Annotated in this window: 19 protein-coding genes and 1 tRNA gene; 16 read left to right on the forward strand and 4 right to left on the reverse strand. The window is 64.0% G+C overall.

Translation table 11 applies throughout. From position 1 onward, the window contains the following. The first annotated feature begins 260 nt into the window (after positions 1-260). From BJD12_RS10550 to BJD12_RS10565, 4 genes are all read left to right on the forward strand, one after another. Positions 261-325 (forward strand) — tRNA-OTHER (locus BJD12_RS10550). A 353-nt stretch (positions 326-678) separates the two neighbouring features. After that, positions 679-1,797 (forward strand): slipin family protein, encoded by a 1,119-nt coding sequence (locus BJD12_RS10555; RefSeq protein WP_005989262.1) that lies wholly within the window; start codon positions 679-681, stop codon positions 1,795-1,797. Positions 1,798-1,853: 56 nt separating this feature from the next. After that, the gene (locus BJD12_RS10560; protein ID WP_042827700.1) at positions 1,854-3,077 is read left to right on the forward strand and encodes an RtcB family protein; all 1,224 of its coding nucleotides are present in this window, start codon (positions 1,854-1,856) and stop codon (positions 3,075-3,077) included. Between the two features lie 227 nt (positions 3,078-3,304). Beyond that, positions 3,305-4,105, forward strand: coding sequence for a hypothetical protein (locus BJD12_RS10565; protein WP_005989264.1), 801 nt, complete (start codon positions 3,305-3,307; stop codon positions 4,103-4,105). Between the two features lie 232 nt (positions 4,106-4,337). On the opposite strand, the gene BJD12_RS10570 is transcribed toward BJD12_RS10565, so the two are convergent. From BJD12_RS10570 to BJD12_RS24235, 3 genes are all read right to left on the reverse strand, one after another. Further along, complete coding sequence (locus BJD12_RS10570) at positions 4,338-5,201, reverse strand: alpha/beta hydrolase family protein (RefSeq protein ID WP_005989265.1); 864 nt, start codon at positions 5,199-5,201, stop codon at positions 4,338-4,340. Beyond that, positions 5,201-6,307, reverse strand: coding sequence for a DUF3182 family protein (locus BJD12_RS10575; protein ID WP_042827701.1), 1,107 nt, complete (start codon positions 6,305-6,307; stop codon positions 5,201-5,203). Before BJD12_RS10575 ends, BJD12_RS10570 begins: the two co-directional genes overlap by 1 nt. An 88-nt stretch (positions 6,308-6,395) precedes the next feature. Next, a complete protein-coding gene (locus BJD12_RS24235; protein ID WP_126936656.1) occupies positions 6,396-6,578 on the reverse strand; it encodes a hypothetical protein in 183 nt (60 codons plus the stop codon). A 364-nt stretch (positions 6,579-6,942) separates the two neighbouring features. On the opposite strand from BJD12_RS24235, the gene BJD12_RS10580 reads away from it, so the two are divergent. From BJD12_RS10580 to BJD12_RS10615, 8 genes are all read left to right on the forward strand, one after another. Then, positions 6,943-7,224 carry a hypothetical protein gene (locus BJD12_RS10580; protein WP_003486531.1) on the forward strand — a complete coding sequence of 94 codons (282 nt, stop codon included), beginning with the start codon at positions 6,943-6,945 and terminating at the stop codon, positions 7,222-7,224. Between the two features lie 44 nt (positions 7,225-7,268). Further along, positions 7,269-7,535 carry a hypothetical protein gene (locus BJD12_RS10585; RefSeq protein WP_039424609.1) on the forward strand — a complete coding sequence of 89 codons (267 nt, stop codon included), beginning with the start codon at positions 7,269-7,271 and terminating at the stop codon, positions 7,533-7,535. Positions 7,536-7,611: 76 nt separating this feature from the next. Further along, a complete protein-coding gene (locus tag BJD12_RS10590) occupies positions 7,612-8,205 on the forward strand; it encodes a DUF4142 domain-containing protein (RefSeq protein ID WP_039424612.1) in 594 nt (197 codons plus the stop codon). Positions 8,206-8,481: 276 nt separating this feature from the next. After that, on the forward strand, positions 8,482-9,369 hold the full coding sequence (locus BJD12_RS10595; RefSeq protein WP_005989272.1) for a TIGR01777 family oxidoreductase: 888 nt from the start codon (positions 8,482-8,484) through the stop codon (positions 9,367-9,369). Between the two features lie 147 nt (positions 9,370-9,516). Continuing rightward, complete coding sequence (locus BJD12_RS10600) at positions 9,517-10,182, forward strand: response regulator transcription factor (protein WP_005989274.1); 666 nt, start codon at positions 9,517-9,519, stop codon at positions 10,180-10,182. Next, positions 10,179-11,372, forward strand: a complete 1,194-nt coding sequence (locus BJD12_RS10605) for an ATP-binding protein (RefSeq protein ID WP_005989276.1) — start codon at positions 10,179-10,181, stop codon at positions 11,370-11,372. Before BJD12_RS10600 ends, BJD12_RS10605 begins: the two co-directional genes overlap by 4 nt. Before the next feature lie 301 nt (positions 11,373-11,673). Further along, positions 11,674-11,964: a hypothetical protein gene (locus tag BJD12_RS10610; RefSeq protein ID WP_042827703.1), complete on the forward strand. Its 291-nt coding sequence runs from the start codon at positions 11,674-11,676 to the stop codon at positions 11,962-11,964. A 55-nt stretch (positions 11,965-12,019) separates the two neighbouring features. After that, the gene (locus tag BJD12_RS10615) at positions 12,020-12,682 is read left to right on the forward strand and encodes a DUF3313 domain-containing protein (RefSeq protein ID WP_042827683.1); all 663 of its coding nucleotides are present in this window, start codon (positions 12,020-12,022) and stop codon (positions 12,680-12,682) included. Between the two features lie 494 nt (positions 12,683-13,176). Here the strand turns inward: BJD12_RS10615 and BJD12_RS10620 are convergent, their stop codons facing one another. Next, the gene (locus BJD12_RS10620) at positions 13,177-14,016 is read right to left on the reverse strand and encodes a hypothetical protein (RefSeq protein WP_005989281.1); all 840 of its coding nucleotides are present in this window, start codon (positions 14,014-14,016) and stop codon (positions 13,177-13,179) included. 241 nt (positions 14,017-14,257) lie between these two features. Here BJD12_RS10620 and BJD12_RS10625 point away from each other — a divergent pair, with 241 nt between their 5' ends. From BJD12_RS10625 to BJD12_RS10640, 4 genes are all read left to right on the forward strand, one after another. Beyond that, on the forward strand, positions 14,258-15,694 hold the full coding sequence (locus BJD12_RS10625) for a Do family serine endopeptidase (protein ID WP_042827684.1): 1,437 nt from the start codon (positions 14,258-14,260) through the stop codon (positions 15,692-15,694). A 116-nt stretch (positions 15,695-15,810) separates the two neighbouring features. Continuing rightward, positions 15,811-16,173: a hypothetical protein gene (locus BJD12_RS10630; protein ID WP_005989285.1), complete on the forward strand. Its 363-nt coding sequence runs from the start codon at positions 15,811-15,813 to the stop codon at positions 16,171-16,173. Between the two features lie 3 nt (positions 16,174-16,176). After that, positions 16,177-16,662 (forward strand): phage holin family protein, encoded by a 486-nt coding sequence (locus BJD12_RS10635; RefSeq protein ID WP_042827685.1) that lies wholly within the window; start codon positions 16,177-16,179, stop codon positions 16,660-16,662. Further along, positions 16,659-17,042, forward strand: coding sequence for a hypothetical protein (locus BJD12_RS10640; protein WP_005989288.1), 384 nt, complete (start codon positions 16,659-16,661; stop codon positions 17,040-17,042). The genes BJD12_RS10635 and BJD12_RS10640 overlap by 4 nt, the downstream gene beginning before the upstream one ends. The last annotated feature ends 19 nt before the right edge of the window (positions 17,043-17,061 follow it).

The following is a 17,061-nucleotide window of genomic DNA, read 5'->3' on the forward strand; positions in this document are numbered from 1 at the left end:
GAGGCGCGACAGCGCTGTGCCCAGGTTTCGGGCACGGGTGGTATGTGGCCATGCACTTACTGAATTGCCGTTTGAATAAAACGGTAATCGGAAACATTGCGAAAGATCATCAGCGGACTGGAGTTTATTCCAGCCGGTGCGCGCGGCTGTGCCGTGGCGTATACCGATCATCTTTCTCGTGTTTCTTGTTTTGGGTATCGGCTCGTGGTCGAGCAGCGGCAATCTCCGCAGGCGCGGTTCAATTCCGCATTACCCACCACTGGATAGCTCAGAGGTAGAGCAGCAGATCTTGATCTGTTAGTCGCGGGTTCGACTCCCGCTCCAAGCAATGACCTTCCCGGTCATCTCGGGGACGCAAGTCCCTTTACGGAAACGCCCATGCCGGGCGCAATTACGCAATGCATCGCGTGATTGCACGCGGCAGCGGCGAGGTCGCCGGGCGCTTGCCCTGGACGCGTCGCCCTACGCTCCGCCGTGCCTTCGCAAACCATCGCGCGGCTGCGGCAACGCATCGGCAGGCGCAAACAGCGCAGGCGCCCCGCACCGCCGCCGTCACCGGCGTTTCCACCTTCCAACGCCGCGTTGCATCGGCACGCGTTTGGCCATCAGTCCGATCCGGGCGGCAAAACGGCATTACCTACGGATCGGACCACCAGAGCCAACCCAAGGAGATGTGTCATGTTCTGGACCAAGAGGGTCGTGATCGGCGACGGCGAGCGCGGCCTGGTGTATCGAAATCGTCGGTTCGAGCGCGTGCTCGTGCCCGGTGTCTACCGCCTGTTCGACCCGCTGAGCCGTACCGAGGTCAGCGTGCACACCATCCACCGCGACGATGAGGTCGGCCACGATGCCGACATGCTGATCGACACGCTGGGCGCCGCATTGCCGCAGCACTTCGTGCTGGCCGACATCGGCACCGCGCAGGTGGGCCTGCTGATCCGCAACGGCAAGCTGGACCAGGTGCTGCCACCGGGCACCCGCGCGCTGTACTGGCGCGACGCCGCCATCGAGGTACAGACCCTGCCGTTGGGCGATGGGTTGCAGGTGCCGGGCGATGTGCAGCGGCGTTTGCGTCAGCTCGGCACCTTGTCGCGCGTGGCCGCGTGCATGGACGTGCCCGCCGAGTCGCAAGGGCTGGTGTTGGTCGACGGCAGGCTGATGGCACCGTTCGGCCCCGGCGCATACGCCTTCTGGAATTTCCAGAAGAACGTATCCACCGAGGTGATCGACCTGCGCGTGCAGTCAGTCGAGGTATCGGGACAGGAGCTGTTGACGCGCGACAAGGTGTCGTTGCGGGTCAATCTGGCAGCGAGCATGCGCGTGACCGATGCCGTGGCGATGCGTACGCGTGTGGCCAAGGCGGGCGACTACCTGTACCGCGAACTGCAGTACGGGTTGCGCCGCGCGGTTGCGTCCAAGACGCTGGACGAGTTGCTGGCCGACAAGGCATCGCTGGATGCGGACATCTTCGGCTACGTGCGTGGCAGCGTCGGGGGTTTCGGTATCGACGTGCTCGGCGTGGGCGTCAAGGACGTGATCCTGCCCGGTGAGATGCGAGCGATCCTCAATGCGGTCGTGCAGGCGGAGAAGCAGGCGCAAGCCAATGTGATCCGCAGGCGCGAGGAGGCCAACGCCACCCGCTCGTTGCTCAACACCGCCAAGCTGATCGAAGACAGCCCGGTGCTGATGCGACTGAAGGAGCTGGAGGCGCTGGAAAAGGTCACCGAAAAGATCGACAGGCTCACCGTGTTCGGCGGCCTGGATGGCGTGCTGAAGCAGTTGGTGACGCTCAGATAGTCATGCCGGTGTGCGGCGAAGGACTGGCCGCACACCGGCGCAAAGGAATGAACACCATGAGTACTTCACAACATTTCGAATGGCTGCATGCCGAAGGCAGCACCACCCCGATCAAGGGCTGGGTGCGCGGCGTGCCGCTGGAAGAACAAGCCCATGCGCAGTTGCGCAATATCGCCGCCGTCCCGTTCGTCGGGCCTTGGGTGGCAGTGATGCCCGACGTGCACCTGGGCAAGGGCGCAACCGTGGGCTCGGTGATCCCGACCCGTGGCGCCATCATCCCGGCGGCCGTCGGTGTGGATATCGGCTGCGGCATGGCCGCGGTGCGCACCACGCTGCGTGCCAACGACCTGCCCGACAATCTGGCGCAACTGCGCTCCAGCATCGAGCGTAGCGTGCCGGTGGGCAACGGTCGCGGCGGCGAGCATCGCAAGCTGCCCGACAGCATCCAAACCCGCATTACGCAGTCGGGGCTCGTGCAGCGCCTGGATGCGATCAAGCAGCAACACCGGCGCATCCGCACCGACAAGCTGGAATGCCAGATCGGCACGCTCGGCGGCGGCAACCATTTCATCGAACTGTGTCTGGACGAGACAGACGCCGTGTGGGTGATGTTGCACAGCGGCTCGCGCGGTACCGGCAACCTGATCGGCACCTACTTCATCGAGCGGGCGCGTGAGCAGCTGGCACACCGCGTGCTGGGCTTTCATCTGCCCGACAAGGACCTGGCCTTCTTCATGCAGGACGAGCCGTTGTTCGATGAGTACGTGGAAGCGGTGTCCTGGGCACAGGACTACGCCCGCGAAAATCGCGAAGCGATGATGGCGCGGGTGTTGGCGGAGATGCGTCACCGCCTGCCCAAGTTCCAGCTGGAGAAGCTGGCAGTCAACTGCCACCACAACTACGTGCAGACCGAGACCCACCATGGCGAGGAACTGCTGATCACCCGTAAGGGCGCGGTGAGCGCACGTCGCGGCGAGTTGGGGATCATTCCCGGCAGCATGGGCACGCGCAGCTATATCGTGCGCGGGCTGGGCAACGCGGAGAGCTTCCACAGCTGCAGCCACGGTGCGGGACGGGTGATGAGCCGAACCGCAGCGCGTGCTCAGATCACGCTGGCTCAGCATCGCGAGGCCACCGCACATGTGGAGTGCCGTAAGGATGCTGCAGTGATCGATGAATCGCCTGCAGCGTACAAGTCGATCGATGCGGTGATGGCCGCGCAGCAGGATCTGGTCGAGGTCATGCACACGCTGCGCCAGGTGGTGTGCATCAAGGGATAACCAAGAGAAGGTAACGAGGGCCGCAGTCGCGGCCCTCTTTCGTAGTTGTCAGCGATATTGCGTGTGGGCGGCCGGCGACCTCATCCGCATGGGCGCATGCACAGTTCAGTCATGTCGCGACGGCACTCACATCAAAGCACAAGCGTTTCACTCTTGCGCCGCCATGGTTGCCCCACATTCGCGGCCTGTGTTCGCAGGCTGCATCCAACAAGTGAACCGGAGGCGGCATGAGCAATCTCGACAAGCAGGAACGCAAAGCAGAGGCACAGGACTTGAACCGCGACCCGATCTCCGGTGCGCCGGGCTCGCATCCGGTTGGTGTGGGCGTGGGCGGCATTGCTGGCGGTGCGGCGGCAGGCGCCCTGGCAGGGACCGTATTTGGGCCGCTTGGCACCTTGATCGGTGCGGCTGCCGGCGTTGTGGCAGGCGCAGCTGCAGGCAAGGGTGTGGCCGAGCGACTCGACCCGACGGTGGAAACCGAATACTGGCGCCAGGAGCATCAGAACCGTCCGTACTACAAGGAAGGCACCGACTACGACCGCGATTACGCCACTGTCTACGGCTTTGGCCTGCAAGCGCGCGAAACGCGCCCGGCCAGCACCTGGGAAGAGACCGAAGCGACGCTCGCCGGCGAGTGGCCACGTAATCGTGGCGAATCGCGCCTGGAATGGGATGAAGCACGCCTGGCCGCACGCGATGCGTGGGAGCGCGCCGATCGCACCCACACCGTGTACCGCGATGGCGACACCCACTATGCCGGCCGTTTCGACAGCGCCAGCTACCGTGACAACGAATACTCCTACGATGACTATCGCCCCGCTTACCGCTATGGCATGCAGGCGCGCCAGCAGCATGCCGGCCGCCAGTGGGACGACCATCTGGAACGCGACCTGGGCGATGGCTGGGACCGCTTCAAGGCGGACTCACGTTTGACCTGGGAAAAGGCCAAGTACGCGGTGCGTGAGGCATTCGATTCGGATCATCATGGCGATGCGGCACGTCGCAACCCCACTGACCCGCGCGTGTAGTCCGGGGCGCGTCTAACCACGGTGCGTTGAGCGCGGTAGACGCAGGTGATCAGCACGAAACAGACGGGTCCGCAAGGACCCGTCTGCGCGTGTGGGCTGCCGTGAGCCGATGACCTACGGCTTTCGTACTGCCTTGCATATCACTGCGTGTTGCCAGTCCCGCATGGCCAGGATCGTCGCATCACGTGCTGTGCCACGTCCGACTGCACACCGACGCAAACGCCATGCAAGTTCAACCCGAAGTGTTTTCCACTGCGCGGATATCGCCGCGAAACGCCAGCGCGTCCTGCCCCACCGGTGCCGCATCGCCCTGCTGTTTGAGCATCTGCTTGCGTGCGGCCACCACTTCCTTGGCCAGGGCAATCCGGCGGCCCACCACCATTTCGGTCAACCAGTCGATCAGCGCGCGGGTGTACTCCTGCTGATGCTCCTTGACGCTCAATGCATGGTCCGCACCTGCAATCACGCGCGAGGTCAGCGAGCGCGCATTGACGAAAGCATCGGCATAGTTGCGCAGCACCGGATGCGGCACGATGACATCGTTTTCGGCTTCGACCAGCAATACATCGCCGGTGTATGCAGCGCAGGCCGCCAGTGCGATGTTGTCATCGGGCGTCAGTGTAAGTTGGCGGTACGCGCTCAGGTCCGGATCGGCATTGAGGCTGACCTTGGGTTGGTCCCAATGCGCGTCCTTGTACAGCGCGGGGGAACGCAACGCCAGCCATTCCACCGGGCGCTCGCGCGTCAGCAGCGCCGACAGGTAGCCGCCATAACTCAAGCCGACCACGGCGATCGACTGTTGATCTACATACGGAAGCGCCGCCAGCTGATCGTAGGCGGCGATGATGTCTTGCAGGTTCTGCGCGCGGGTGACGGTCTGCCGCATCGAAGCATGGCCTTCGTGGCCGCGCAGATCGAAGGTCATACAGATGCAGCCCAAGCCCACCGCCTCGCGCGCTCGCACCAGGCTGTGATGCTGGCTGCCGCCCCAGCCGTGGACGAACAGCACCGCCGGAATGCCGGTGGGCGTGAGCAAGGTGCCGCTGAGCGCGTCGTGATCGACCGGAATGTCGATGCTGGAAAGTTTGGCTTCCATCAGTCGGTTGAGACCCTTCGGTATTTGTAGCGCGGACCGGCGCCAGGCTGGGTTGCACGGTAATACACCTGTGCATCGGCCGGTGGTTCGCCTGCATAGATTTCGTGTGTGGAGGCGCGCACCCAGTGCCGGCCGGCGTGCTGCTGAAAACAAGCGATCGCCGCGAGCTCGGCCGGTGTCGCGCCGCCAATCCGCCAGGATTGCTCCAGCACACCGCAGACAGACCCGGCATGCGCGTCTTCGCCGCTGACCACATCGTAATTGCGCCTCGAAATATGCAAGCCGGCCGTGGCAGCGACGATGCAGCGATCGTAGCGGCATGCCTGTTCCACAACGCGCCGCTGCAAAGGCGGCAACGTCGTGGCCAGCAGCGCTTCCAGGGAGCCGCGATGCACATGCAGCGATGATCCTCCGTAGACCTCATCGCCCTGCACATTGCGCACGCTGCATTGCGTGCCGTAATACGCGATCTGGATACCGGCCACACTTAGCTCCCCCACGCTATGCGTTACCGGCTGCAGGATATTGCGCTCCAGCACAGCGCCGTGGGTGCGCAAGTACTCCTCCGGCAACGTGTCCAACGCCTGCAACAGCGCGGCAGCGCCGGTAATACGCCATTGTCCGTTGCCACCGACGCCGGTGGGTAGCTTCAAACGCACGCCACCTTCGGCCAACAACAGATCCAAAGCGTGCAGGGCATCTTCCCGCGAAAACACGGTGTAGCCTGGCAAGGTCGCTGGCACCAGCGCGGTGGCCAGTGCCTGATTCCAGCCATCGATGTGCGCGGCCGTCTCGCCAATCAACGGGTGACCGATGACCTTGGTCGCGACAAACGCATGCGGCACAATGCCGCCAAGCAAGCCGCGCGCATCGTCGATTCCTAATGCCTGCGCTTGTTCGATGGTCAAGGTGTCGTCGGGGACATGCAAGGTGCGGTACTCGGCGTCTTCGTCGGGTATCGCGCTATCCCCTAGCCCGCCATCGCGCGCACCAAGCAGCCGTGCAATCTCGCTACACACCCACGCATGCGTGGCACGCTCATGACCCTGCGCAGGCACGGCGCGTGTGGTGTGTCCACGCACCAGTCCATATGGCGGATCCGCCATCACATCCCCTTGCGGCGAGGCCGCATCCACGCGCCTGCCTCGCGACAACCGAGGGACGCAATACCATGTTACGGGTACGCGTCTGCGCTCATTTCAAGGCTAGATAGAGGCCGATTACGATCAGCACCACGACGATCAAACTGATGGCCATCCGCCCACCACGCAGCTCCAGCAAGGCATGCCACCACACGCGTGCTTCCGGTGTGCCGCTGGCATGGTGCGGCTTGCGACGACTGCTTTCACTCTCTTGCATCCTGTCTGCTCTCTCCATTACGTCATCGCATACAGTAACGATCAGACGTTACACAGGTGTGGAGCGGTTCAGAATCTTCCGTAAAATGCGGCGTTGCACGCCGTTTTTTCTAGTCAGGTCGTCAGCACGGTGGCGACTGACACAGCGCACTGGTGTGCGGCAGCCCATCCACCGCATGCGATTGCCGGCACATGACGTTGCGTGGCGGCACAGCTAACACCGACGTAAGTGCATGCAAGGCGTGTAGAGACACAGAGCAAGCTGACTAATTAAGCGTTGCATGCTGCAGACGCGCGCAATGGTCGCGTTCGATGATCATTCGTTGACATACCCGCAGTTACCCTGCACGTCAAGTTTGTTTAACCCCGGAACGCCCCAAGTCATGAGCAGAGACCCATCCGTCATCGATGTACAAGCCGAAATCGCGCATTGGCAGGCGCGCCACGCCCAAGGAAATCTGGGCGCAGGCAAGTTCAGCGAATTGTCCCCGGTGGTGAAAATGGCCTGCGATATCTATCTGCAGGCGCCGCGTTCGAGCGATCAGGAACGTCTGCGCCTGTTTCGCGACCGCCTTGAGCATCACTTCATTTCGTCCAGCACGCAGTCCAACTACGAACAGCTGGCGACCGACTGCTGGCAGCGCCTGGGTGCGCGCAACAGTTGAGCACCTCCGTCGTACGCAAGACCCGTTATTCATTGGAGATCGTCATGAAAACCCCGTATCAAGTGCAGCAGGAGCTGGAACGATTGGAGCGGTTGGTACCGCACATCATCAGCGACCAGGGCGACCGCGCGGAGGAAATCCTTGGCTTCCATGTGGCCAGCCTGCTGGGCAGTGCCCCCGCCAGCGAACACGCCATGATTCGCGATCGCACAGCGCGTATGGCACGCCAGTGCCGCACCGCGCAGGACGCGATCCGCACTCCGATCAGACCCTTGGGCATCACATCGGTCGCCCAGCCGCAGTGGGCCTGATCAACGCATCAACGGAGCCGCGCAGCGGCTCCTTTGCATTTCACCATCGGCAGTGCCGACCCACCCCGAGACATTCATGAAATCCACTTTTGTTGCTGCATCGTTGCTTGCCATGTTGACCCTTACCGCCTGCGACCGCCCCGGTGGCGACGCTTCGCGCACTGCACCTGCCGTATCGCCCGAGCCGACCGCCGCACCTGTGAGCGGAAGCGGCGCCACAGAACTGGCGAAGGGAGATGGCGGCGCGCTGGGCGTACTGGCGGCGATCGACGAGAACGAGATCGCGCTGGCCAAGCAGGCCATCGAACAGGACCTGGGTGGCGCGACTAGCGAGTTCGCGCAGCAGATGTTGCATGACCACGAGGCCAATCTCGAGAAGACCAAGGCGCTGGGCGCGAAAGACAGCCCGCGGGCGGATGCGATGCGCGCCAAGGGCAAGGCTGCGGTGGAAGCATTGTCCAAGACGCTCACCCTGCCTGACGGCAAGGATGCGTACCGCAATGCCTTCATGCGCAACATGGTCATGGACCACGGCGACACCATCAAGATCATCGACGCCGAACTGCTGCCCGCCGCGGAGAGCGCGCCGGTCAAGCAGCATCTGGAAGAGACCCGCCGCGTGGTATCGGCGCACTTCGAACGCGCCCACGCAGTGTCGTCGTCGAAGTAAACGCATCACCCTGCATCACGCAAACGCGCCGGCCTGTCCGGCGCGTTTGCGTTTGGCGCGATGCAGCGCATCGAGTGCGCTGCATCGCTGCTACATTTTTGTGCTCCCATCCACAGGCGGGACTGCAGGCGACAGGTCGGCCGCCCGCTTCCTGATCCGGCTGCATGAGGACACTGCCGACAGCGACAGCGCATTTACCGGCCACGCACCAGCTTCACTCCGCTTCGGTCTGCCCTGGCCTATGGTGCCGCATCGACTTGGCCCAGGAGCCCCCCCATGCGTTTGCTCATCACCGGCGGCACCGGCTTCATCGGCCAGGCCTTGTGCCCGGCGCTGCTGCATGCCGGCCATCAGGTCAGCGTGCTGACGCGCGACACCCGCCGCGCCAGCCGTACCCTGCCCGGCGTGAACGCTGTCGACACGCTGGCCGGGGTGCAGGCCGATGCCGTCATCAATCTGGCCGGCGAACCGTTGGCCGCCGGCCGCTGGACCGATGCCCGCAAACAACGCTTTCGCGATTCGCGACTGGGCATCACCCGCCAACTGCATGACTGGATTGCGCAACAGCCAGCCGAGCAGCGCCCGTCGGTGCTGATCTCCGGCTCGGCGGTGGGCTATTACGGCGAGCGCGGCGACACCGCCCTGACCGAAGCAGATGCTGCGGGCGATGACTTTTCGGCCGTGCTGTGCTGCGACTGGGAAGCCGAAGCCGCCCGCATCGGTACACTTGGCCCTCGCGTGAGCTGGGTGCGCACCGGCATCGTGCTGGACCGCGATGGCGGCGCGCTGGCGCGCATGCTGCCGGCGTTTCAGCTGGGCGGTGGCGGGCCGTTCGGCAACGGCCGGCACTGGATGAGCTGGATCCATCGCGCCGACATGGTGGCGTTGCTGATCTGGCTGCTGCAGCACGGCCAGCCCGGCGCCTACAACGCCACTGCGCCCAACCCGGTCAACAATGCCGAGTTCGCACGCACGCTGGCCAAGGTGCTGCACCGCCCGGCGCTGCTGGCGCTGCCGGCTGGGCTGCTGCGGCTGGGCTTCGGTGAAATGGCCGACCTGCTGCTGATCAGTCAGCGCGTGTTGCCGCAACGCGCGCTCGATGCCGGGTTCCGCTTCCAGTACCCGCAGCTGGAGCCGGCATTACGCGCGATCCTGCAGCGCTAAGTGGCCAGGCGGGCCAGGCGGGCCGAGCGCAGGGGCCGCCCATCGGGGACGCAACCGCGGCGGACGAGGCATGCACTAATATTTCCCTAACGCGCATCTTCGACAGTGCTGCGGATCTCGGATTGCCCGATGCCCGGCGGACCCCTTATGCACCTGCTCCTTGTCGAAGACGACACCATGCTGGCCAATGCCATCTGCGACGGCGTACGCCAGCAGAGCTGGACCATCGACCATGTCGGCAGCGCCAACGCGGCCAAGACCGCACTGGTGGATCACCGCTACACCGCGGTGTTGCTGGATATCGGCCTGCCCGGCGAATCCGGGCTGACGGTGATCCGCTTCCTGCGCAGTCACTATGACGCCACCCCGGTGATCGCGCTGACCGCGCGCGGCCAGCTCACCGACCGCATTCGCGGGCTGGATGCCGGCGCCGACGATTACCTGGTCAAGCCCTTCCAGTTCGATGAACTGATGGCGCGGCTACGCGCGATCACCCGGCGCAGCCAGGGCCGCGTGGTGCCGGTGCTCAGCCAGGGCGATGTCTGCGTGGACCCGAGCAGCCGCAAGGTCACCCGCGCCGGCACCTGGGTGGCATTGAGCGCGCACGAATATCGATTGCTGCTGGCATTGATGGAGCGTGCCGGGCGCGTGGTCACCAAGGATCAGCTGGAGGAAAGCGTGTATGGCGGCCCGTCCGAAGGCGGCAGCAACATGATTGCGGTGTATGTGCATCAGTTGCGGCGCAAGCTGGGCGACGAGCTGATTTCCACCGTCTACGGCCAGGGCTACATGATCGGCAAGGCACCGGAATGACCTCCTTGCAGGCGCGCATGCTGGCGGCGTTGGCGGCCATCGTTGTGCTGAGCTGGTCGACGTCGCTGTGGATCCTGATCGCGCTGGTCACCCAGGGCCACCACAGCGTGGTTGAGCAGGACCTCAACCTGCTTGGCGACCGCCTGGTCAGCGCATTGCCCGATGCGCTGGAACGGCGCTTCGACACGGCCAACGATGCCATCGGCGCCCCGAATGGCGCCACCGCGACGACGGGCACAACGTCCTCGCGCATGAGCCTCAACCAGACGCTGACCGCCGTTGTCCTGAACACCTTGCAGCTGGCGGTCCTGGGCATGCTGGTGTGGTGGGCGGTACGCACCTCGCTCAGGCCATTGCGTGCGGTCTCGCTCGCCATTGCGCAGCGCACCGGCCTGGATACCGAACCGGTGCCGTTAGAGCGGGTGCCGGATGAAATCCGTCCGCTGATCGCCTCGTTCAACACCTTGCTGGCGCGCGTCGAAAAAGCCGTGCAGGTCGAGCGCGATTTCGTTGCCGATGCCGCACACGAACTGCGCACACCCTTGTCGGCATTGCATGCGTATGCAGAGGTCGCCCTGCGCGCGCCCACGCTGGAGGCCAAGGACGCGGCGCTGCATCAGTTGCTGGAGACCGCACGCCGCAGCAACCGCCTAGCCGAGCAACTGCTGGATCTGGCGCGACTGGACGCCGGCATCAGTACTGCCGCCTATCATCAGGTCGAGATGGGCAAATTGATCTCGCATGTACTGGACGAGTTCAGCGTGCAGGCGGATGCGCGTCAGATCAATCTGCAGGTAGAAGCATCGCCGTGCCTGTTGCGCTGCGATGTGGATGCGGTGGGCATCCTGATCCGCAATCTGGTCGACAACGCCATCCGCTACGGGCGCATCCGCGGCACGGTGGAAGTAAGTTGCGGCTACTGCCTGCGTGCCGATGTGCTGCACCCCTTCGTCCAGGTGAGCGATGACGGCCCCGGTGTGCCCGAAGCTGCGCACGCGTCCATTTTTGAGCGCTTTTATCGTGTTCCCGGCGGCCAAGTGCAGGGCAGCGGCATCGGGCTGTCGTTGGTCGCCGGCATTGCGCGCCTGCATGGCGCGACGATCGAAACCAGCGATGGCAGCGAAGGACGCGGCCTGTGCGTACGCGTGGTGTTTGCCGGCAACAGCGCGCCAACTGCCGAGGGCAGCTGAGGAAACCTAGCGAACGGCCGCCGCGCGGCTGTAGAGGGCGCGTCGAAACCGCGATCGAGCTCGTCACTCGCCGATTCGCGCGCGAGGTAATCGGGTCGAACCAGCCAGGCAGCACTGTCGGACCCAGCGCCAACGATGCTGCCGCTGTGAGACAAGAGCGTCCGTCCGGTGGGCGCACATGGGTTTTGTGGGCCGCGCTTGAGGTCAGATGCAATCAGGGCGGCGTGCTGTTTGCTTCCAATAACTTTCTAAACCTGCCTGCCTAGAGTGCACTCACCGCACGCATCCAGGATGCATGGTGATGATTATCTCGACCCGCTCCACCCCACACGCTCCAACCGTGCTGCCGCACTGGGCCATGCAGGCCGCCGCCAACGACAGCGAGGTCGCGCCTGGCACTCCATGGGTACCGGCAGCGGAATTTCGCTGCGGCCGCACTGGTATCCGTAACCGCGACATCTGGTGCGCATTGCCGGATATCCGCAGCGCGCGCCAGACACATCGCCTGCAACGTTGGGCCACGCGCAGCGTGCTGTTCACCGCTGCGGGCGCGCTGTTTGCGCTGGCGCTGGTCCGTCTTCTGCTGCACTGAGTATTGATGCCGGCCCCGCTTTCCCCAAACGTTTCGTCTCTTACAGGACCCTGTCATGCCCGTCTGTTTCATCGCGCGTTGTTGCACGCTCGCTGTTGTCGGCATCCTCCTGACTGGCTGCGCCAGCACCGGCCCCATGCCGTATCGCCAGTTGCCATCGTCCAATTACCTGCGCCCGCATGACGGCAGCCGCGGCGACCGCATGCCGTACACGTATCACAGCGACGTGGACTGGACGCACTACCGCGCAGCCATCATCGAGCCGGTCGCCATTTATCGCGGGCCGGATGCGCAGTTCGAAAACGTGCCGGAGCAGGACAAGCGCATGCTGGCCGAGGTCATGCAGCAGGACTTCGGCAACGCCATTGCGCGGCGCTGGCGCCCGACGACATCGGCCGATCGCGACACCTTGCGCGTTCGCGTCACCCTGACCGGCGCCAAGCCGGGCAAGCGCGTGTTGGGCACCATCATGAAGGTGGATCTGGGCGGCGGTTCGTACAATGCCGTACAGGCCGCGCGCGGCAAAGAGGGCGCATTTTCCGGCTCGGTCAGCTATGCGGTGGAAATCTTCGATGCGCAAAGCGATCGCTTACTCGCCGCATATGTCGAGAAGCAATACCCCAGCGCAATGAACATCAAGGCCAGCCTGGGCGCATATGACGCGGCGAAAGCGGGAATCCGCAAGGGCGCAGAGCAGCTGGTCGAAGGGATCGAGTAGGTCAGAGGGGGCTTGCGCACATCACTCTCCCAACGGGAGAGGTGCCCTGCAGGGCGCGAAGGGCACGTGCGCAGACTCGTGCAGGATGAGGGTACGCAGCATCGTGCAGTTCGGGCGACACGACATGTCTTCGGAATTCATCGGGAGTTACACGTGCTGCCGTCGAGACATCTTGAGGAGTCGGCCCCGTCCCCTCACCCAATCGCTCTCCCGCAGCAGGGGGATTGAGCTTCCCCCTGCCTTACTACCGCGAACGCATCTGCTACGCGCATGAAAAAGGCCGACGCTTTACGACAGCGCCGGCCCTTCTCGATCCGCTTCAAGGTCCAGCTACGTCTCAACGTCTAGGCAAGTTCCGCTTGCAAGTACATTTGCGATTTGAGTACGCATCACCTTCTACGTACATCTCAACAGGCCCACACGTCTCAACTTGCCGCGCTCATCGGTGCCTACAGCACGAGTGCCACGCCCCCTCCCAATGTTGCCCTCGACCGTCAGCGCGTGACGCGCTTGACGGCCTTCTTGCCTACCGCCTTGCGGGCGGCGGTCGTCTTGGCCACGGCGCGCGTTGCCGGCGTCTTGGTGACCTTGGCCGCTTTCTTCAAAGCCGTCTTGGTCACGGCCTTCTTCAGCGGAGCCTTCTTCACTGCGGCCTGCTTGGTTGCGGTCTGCCTGGCGACCGGCGACTTCTTGGCGATGCTTTTTGCGACCGACTTCTTGAGCGACGCCGATTTGGCTGCGGCTTTTTTCGCGGCCGTGCGCGCACTCACCGTTGCCACCGCGGTCTTGCGTGCCGCGCTCTTGGCGGCGGTCTTGGCGCTCAATGCGGCGGCTTCGGCCTTGGCGTTGGCCTTGGCGGTTTCCAGCTTCTGCTTGGTGTTGGCTTTGGTATCGGCGATCTTTTTCCTGGCCGCGGCGCTGGTGTTGCTCAACTTCTGCTTGGCTGCGTCCTTGGTCGCTGTCAGCTTGTGCTTGGCCGCATTTTTGCTGGAAAGCAGCGACTGCTTGGCAGCATCCTTGGTGGCGGTGAGCTTGTCTTTGGCAGCATCCTTGGTAGCGGCCAATGAGCGCTTGGTCTTGGCTACGCTACGCTTGACTGCGGTGGCTGCTTCGCCCGCTTTGCTCACCACATTTTTCTCCGCCTTGACCACCGCCTTGCGGGCCTTGGTAACGCGCGTCTTGATCTCTGCTACTGCCACGCCAGTAGCTTCCTGTACGTTGGTCAACGCCTCGCTGGTGGTGCTGGCGATGCTGTCGGTCAGCTCGGTTGCAGTGCTCTTTACGCTTTCGACGGCGTCGGACAGGGTTGCTGTCACACCATTGCCGTTGCTCATACACCCTCCTTAGGGCATCAATGCGGTAACCGCGGGCGATGCGCGACGGCATGCAAATGCTGAACAGGCATCGGATCAAGCGGACGCTACGCCGGGCTCGACGGGCTGTCAACGCAATGGCGGCAAGGCATGCGCGGCTCTTTCACCGGCAGTTAAATTGCTGGCTGGCACTCTCGTTCAGCTTGATTTACGCAGTCAGATCCCCTATTCCCTTTCCACCGCGTAACCCGGAATCCGTTCCATGCGACCGCTTCCCACCTTGCTGACGCTCTCCCTGGCCGCCGCCTTCGGTGGCTTTGCCGCCACCGGCATCAACGCTTGGCTGGATAACCGCGCCGAGGCCACGCCGGCCGCCGCGACCAACTTCACCCTGCCGGCAGCTGCCGCATTGCCGGCCGCGGTTGCCGGGCAGCCGGTGCCCTCGCTGGCGCCGATGCTGCAGCAGGCGATGCCGGCAGTGGTGAGCGTCAACACCAAGCAGGTGGTGCGGGTGCGCAACCCGTTCTTCAACGACCCGATCCTGCGCCGGCTGTTCCCGGAGATTCCGCAGGACCGCATCAACGAGTCGCTGGGCTCGGGCGTGATCATCGACGCGCAAAAAGGCTATGTGCTGACCAACCATCACGTCATCGAAAATGCCGACGATGTGCAGGTGACGCTCGGCGACGGCCGCACGGTCAAGGCCGACTTCATCGGTTCCGATGCCGACACCGACATCGCGCTGATCCGCATCAAGGCAGACAAGCTCACCGACATCAAGCTGGCCGACAGCAACGCACTGCGCGTAGGCGACTTTGTGGTGGCGATCGGCAACCCGTTCGGCTTCACCCAGACGGTGACCTCCGGCATCGTGTCGGCGGTGGGGCGTAGCGGCATTCGGGGCTTGGGTTATCAAAACTTCATCCAGACCGATGCCTCGATCAACCCCGGCAATTCCGGCGGTGCGCTGGTCAACCTGCAGGGCCAGCTGGTCGGCATCAACACCGCCAGCTTCAATCCGCAGGGCAGCATGGCCGGCAATATCGGCCTGGGGTTGGCGATTCCCTCCAACCTGGCGCGCAACGTGGTCGAGCAGCTAGTGACTAAGGGCGTGGTGGTGCGCGGCACGCTGGGGCTGGAAACCCAGAACCTCACCCAGCAGATGCTGCAGGGCCTGGGTGTGGACTCGCTGCGCGGTGCGTTGGTGACGCGCGTATTGCCCGGCTCTGCGGCAGCCGCGGCCGGCGTGCAGCCGGGCGATGTGGTGGTGGCCGCCAACGATCAACGCGTGGACAGCGCCGAAGCGCTGCACAACTACGAAGGCCTGCAGGCGGTTGGCAGCGCGGTGACGCTGGACATCCGTCGCGATGGCAAGCCGCTCAAGCTCAAGGCCACGTTGAAGGAACAGGACCGCGCGGTCACCGGCGACATGCTCGACCCGCGATTGGGCGGCGCCACATTTGTGGACCTGCCCGAGTCGCTGCGTCAGTCCGGCATCACCGGCGTCATGGTCAGCGAGGTCAAACGTGGCGGACGTGCGGCGGCCAATGGCCTGGTCTCCGGCGATGTGATCGTGGCCAGCAGCGTGGGCGAGTTTGCGGACTTGGCAAGTTGGCGTGCCAATTTCCAGCGCAAACCGCAGCAACTGGTCGTGCGTATCCTGCGCGGCAATGCGCAGTACGACGCGTTGATGCGTTGACGCGTCGTGTACCGCCCGCTGTTTCCACTAACGCCTCCTACACCCCCCCGATGCTATTGCTACTGCTCGACCGCACGTGAGTGGCGGCTGCCATCAATGAACGAAGGAGATATCGCATGAGCCCCACCAATACCGATCAGCTGAAGGAAAACCTGAGCGAAGCCGGCACCCACCTGAAGTCGGCTGCCAGCGCAGCCGGTGAAGCCGTCAAGGGCGCCACCAGCGCGGCCGGCGACGAGCTCAAGCTTGGCCGTGCCAACGTCAAGGCCGAACTGTCCGACACCGCGCTGGCCGGCATGGCCGCAGCAGAGTTCGGCGGCGCCGCTGCCAAAGAACAGATGGATGTGCTGGTTGCCAAGGGCAACGATCTGCTCGACAGCGCTACCGACCTGATCCGCGAGCGTCCGCTGGCCGCCTTCGGTGTCGCATTTGCCGCTGGCTGGGTCATCGCCAAGCTGGCACGTGGCAACGATAACTAAGTCGTGAGCGATCAGGCTTCTACAGCTGCCGGTTCCGGCGCGCCAGAGGCGCGTCCGGAATCCCCGGGACTGGACGAAAGCGTACGTGCGGTCGGCGCTGCCGGCCGCGCAACGCTGGGATCGGCGAAGGACGCTAGTCGCGCATTGCGGCGCCTGGTGTCGGCCGACCTACGGCTGGCACGCAGTGCATTCGGGCGTGGCCTGGCATGGGCGTGCGTAGCGATCGTCTTCGGCGCGTCCTCTTGGCTGTTGCTGGCAGGCGCCATCATTGCCTTACTGCAACGCGCCGGGCTGTCGTGGTTTCAGGCGATGTTTTTTACTGCGTTGGCCAGTCTGCTGGTTACCGGCATTGCGGCGTGGCGGGTGTTCTTCTACTTCGATCACACCGGCATGAATGCAACGCGGCGCCAGTTGGTCAAGTTGGGCATCTTCGACGATTCCAATGAGGACGACACTGCTTCCGCATCTGCCAGTGAAGGGCATCCATGAAATTCGGCACCTTGCGTCAGCGCGTGGAACGCGCTGAATTGTTGGTAGAAGGACGGGCGCTGGAAACGCGTACGCACTGGGGAGAGTTACGTCAGACCTGGCGTGCAGGCTGGTCGCCGGTGCGCATTGTGATGGTCGGCTTCGGGCTGGGCTTTGTGACCGGCCGTAATGAACCTCAGGCCGCGCTGGGCAGCATTGCCTGCAAGCTGGGCGGCATTCCCAAGATCTTGCAGATGATCAGCACGATCTCGGCGCTATTTACGGCCCATCGTGCGCAGGAAGCGTCTGAGCAGGCCGAACGCGCTGCGGATAATGCGCAAGAGGTTGCGTCTGATCCACCGGTCACGGTGGTACAGGTCCCCACCGAGCGCGCAGCCTAAATCGCATCCTGCTGGCGGC

Source organism: Xanthomonas vesicatoria ATCC 35937 (assembly GCF_001908725.1).
GTDB classification, from domain to species: Bacteria; Pseudomonadota; Gammaproteobacteria; order Xanthomonadales; family Xanthomonadaceae; genus Xanthomonas; species Xanthomonas vesicatoria.